The 3,342-nt window shown below is 34.6% G+C and carries 3 protein-coding genes; 2 read left to right on the plus strand and 1 reads right to left on the minus strand.

Annotated features, from left to right (window positions below; all coding sequences use genetic code 11):
- Nucleotides 1–1,201 (plus strand): hypothetical protein (locus tag ABX784_RS16365; RefSeq protein ID WP_372656135.1); only part of this gene is annotated, 1,201 nt, incomplete at its 5' end.
- Nucleotides 1,202–1,239: 38 nt separating this feature from the next.
- On the opposite strand, the gene ABX784_RS16370 is transcribed toward ABX784_RS16365, so the two are convergent.
- Nucleotides 1,240–1,995 carry a glycerophosphodiester phosphodiesterase gene (locus tag ABX784_RS16370; protein WP_372656136.1) on the minus strand — a complete coding sequence of 252 codons (756 nt, stop codon included), beginning with the start codon at nt 1,993–1,995 and terminating at the stop codon, nt 1,240–1,242.
- A 72-nt stretch (nt 1,996–2,067) separates the two neighbouring features.
- Between ABX784_RS16370 and ABX784_RS16375 the strand changes: the two genes are divergently transcribed.
- On the plus strand, nt 2,068–3,309 hold the full coding sequence (locus ABX784_RS16375) for an aldo/keto reductase (RefSeq protein WP_372656137.1): 1,242 nt from the start codon (nt 2,068–2,070) through the stop codon (nt 3,307–3,309).
- The last annotated feature ends 33 nt before the right edge of the window (nt 3,310–3,342 follow it).

Below are 3,342 nucleotides of genomic sequence, written 5' to 3' on the forward strand. Positions count from 1 at the left end.
GATTTCATGTCTTTTAGCAGTAGTGCTATTTTCATCTCAGGTTTTAGGATCTGCTACATTTGAGAAAAGATTTAAAATTGTTAGAGATGATCAAGGAAGAGTTGTTTCAGTTAAAGAGCCAGGACTAAAGGTTTCTTTTTCAATTGCTCCATACCTTCAACAAATTAAAGAAAATTTAAAGCAAGAACAATTACTGATGAAACAAAAAGGTGATTATGATGCTGAAATTGAAGAGTTACTTATCTCTGATATAGAAGATAAAGGTGACAAATCATCTGAAAATATCGCTTATGTTGTTAGATCTTTACGTGCTCTTGAAAATATTGATGTAGAGGGTGTATTTAATGCTCCAGAGTTCAAAAATGTAATCAGTGCATATGAAAAGAAAATGTCAGATGCTATCTCTTACCTAGACCCAACTATTATTGCGAAGCCTGATAATAGCAGATTCTTTTATAAGAGACATGTAACTTACCAAGTAGTGACTTGGGGATTAAACTTTGCAAAGAAGAGACTAAGCTCTATTCCAATTCTAAATACAGCTAGCTATGTTCTAGTAGAAGTAGAAAGAATGATTAGAGAAAGACGTCTGTATCACCAAAATATGTTACTACATTATTTAGAACTATTTAGTGAGACTGACCTTGGGTTTACTAAGGTAGAAGCTGACGAAATTTTCTCATCAATCTATGAGTCTCAAATTCCATGGTATGCAAAGTGGGAGTCAGATAGCGCTGCTAATAACTGGGAAAGTTATGGAGCGAATAAGTTCTATACTAACTTTAGAGCAGGAACGTCTAAGCTTAGAGCAAATAGTAGAAGATACTCTTCAATTGATACTCGTCTAAACTTTGCATTTCAAGAAGTTGTTGCTGACGGTGAAGAGCAAATTGTTAACCTAGTAAATAAAGAGTCAATGTTTAACTCTAAGCCAGGTGTTGCATTTATTAAATCAAGCCCAGCGAAAGTAAGAAGAAAGAGAATGGTTCTTCAGTTAGCAGGACTTGGAGTAAGCTTCCTACCACTACCTGACTTTATTAAGAATATTGCTGCAAGTTATATGAAGTCTTTCTATGAAGATCAGAAGATCACAGAGGGTGCACTATTTGCTCACTTTGAAGTAGAGGCAGATAGAGAAATGCAAATAGAACTTAAGAAGCAGTACTTAAATCCTTTTGATAATACATTACTTTTAGATTAAAAATATAATAAGGTAAGCTAGATATGAAAGTATCTAGCTTATTTTAACTCCATACATCTCTCTACATTATCAGTCGTAACAAAGTGTATTCTTCTTTTTAAAACTTTCTTTAAATCTTTATCCGAGTTAACTGTCCAAACTCCAACTTCTTTTCCAAATAAATTTGGTAACCAGGCCATAAACCTTGTTTTGAAGAAAATATTTACCCCATAATCAGCGAATGAAAGTGGAAAGAACTTATAAACTTTCATCAGCTCTACATCTTTCCAAAAAGAAGAGCTTTTTCTTTTCTTTTTAAGTTTTCTTAATGCTTTTGATTTAAATGAAATGATTCTAAGTAACTCTGGCTTCTGTGTGTTGTATTGTTCAATTAGCTCGATTGTCTTTTGAGTAGGAGAGTCTTTAAGCTCTAGAAATGTAAATATATCTTCCGTCTCTAGTATGCTTAACACTTCTTCTAGCAGAGGTATCTTTTGTCCGTCCTTAAGTATGCAGTTTGAGTGAATTTCCTCTAGAGATAAACTCTTAACCTCTTTAGTCAGAGGACAATTCTTACCCTCAATAGACTTTGCTACTTTTTCTAAGCTTTCATCATGCATTAAAATGGCCTGCCCATCACGAGTATGGTGGATATCAAATTCAACTCCATCACTTCCAACGTCTATGGCCTTTTGAATAGAATTTAACGAATTTTCAACTGACTCAGTAGCAACCCCTCTATGCGAGATGCAAAAAGGTTTAGCATTTAATGTTGTGCTAATTGATGCTAATATCAATAAAACAGAAATCTTCATAAATTCTCCTCGTAGTAGTATATCGGAATTTCTTAAGATTTTTTTATTTAATTAGTAAATTGGAGAAATTATATGGCAGTAGCTTTTGGGGCCTATAGAGTAAGTAATCATTCAACCGATCATTATGACGCAATGCTTTCTGCGGTAAATAAAGGATGCAGACTGATAGATACATCCTCTAACTATACGAGTGGAGAAAGTGAGAAGTTAGTTGCTCAAGTACTTAAGAATGCCGAAAGAACTCCTATTATTGTCTCTAAAGTAGGCTATGTTCAAGGCGATAATATAGATGTAATGCAAGAATTAAATAGTATTGGTCAGGCCAAAGAAGAGCTAGTTAAAGTTAACGACGGCCTTTGGCACTCAATTCACCCAGACTATATTAGAAACCAAGTCCAACGCTCTCTCTCTCGATTAGAAGTTGAAAAAATTGATGTATATTTATTACATAATCCAGAATATTACTTTTATGAAGAGAACGCGACTCAAGACGAATACTACAAGAGAATTGAGAAGGCCTTATTTGAGTTGGAGGCACTAGTTTCTGAAGGATTAATAGGCTCTTATGGAATTAGTTCTAACAACTTTATTCTGTCTCCTGATGATAAGAAAGTTACTCATATCGATAGAGTTATGGAGTGCGCGCAAAATGTAAGTAGTAATCATCACCTTACTCATATCCAGTTTCCATTCAATATGATTGAAATTGATGCCCTTGAGTCTTGGTATGATGGTTTGAGTTTACTCAATAAAGCAAAGGGACATGATCTTCAAGTTATGGTTAATCGTCCTTTAAATGCATTTAAAGGTGAGGGGCTAGTTCGCCTAGCTAACTACGAAACAACTCATCCATTAATCGATGAATCACAAGCTCAAAAAGTTTTCGTAACTGCAATGATGTTACTCGAGAAGAAATTCAAAGAAGAAGAGCCTGAAGAATCGATTTATAACCTTCCACTAATAAAGCAATTTAATGACCTGTGGAATAATACAAGTACGCCAGATGGTGTTGATCAGATTTACTTCTCACACTTCTTTCCTTTTGTAGCAAGAGTTTGGGGAGGGGATCTTTCGGCTAAAGAGAGTACTCCTTTCTACGACCTATATGATGTATCTTTAAATTATGCTCGTCATAATATGAGTAAGATGGGGAAAGACTTTGAAGAGCAAGCGATTAAAGCAGGCCTTATTGAAGCAGGTGATGAACCACTTCAGGTAAGGCTTATTGAGAAGTATCTTAGTTATCAAATAGACTACGTTCTAGTTGGAATGAAAGATACTCGTTACGTAGATCAATTAGAGCATCTCTTTTAAGAGAGAGATGCTTTCTTATTTAAATAATACTTA

This window comes from Halobacteriovorax sp., assembly GCF_041587335.1.
Lineage (GTDB): Bacteria > Bdellovibrionota > Bacteriovoracia > Bacteriovoracales > Bacteriovoracaceae > Halobacteriovorax.

What these genes read in the sequence shown, in the direction of transcription:
- ABX784_RS16370 (WP_372656136.1), bottom strand. Translation starts at nt 1,995, where the DNA reads ATGAAGATTTCTGTTTTATTGATATTAGCATCAATTAGCACAACATTA.
- ABX784_RS16375 (WP_372656137.1), top strand. Translation starts at nt 2,068, where the DNA reads ATGGCAGTAGCTTTTGGGGCCTATAGAGTAAGTAATCATTCAACCGAT.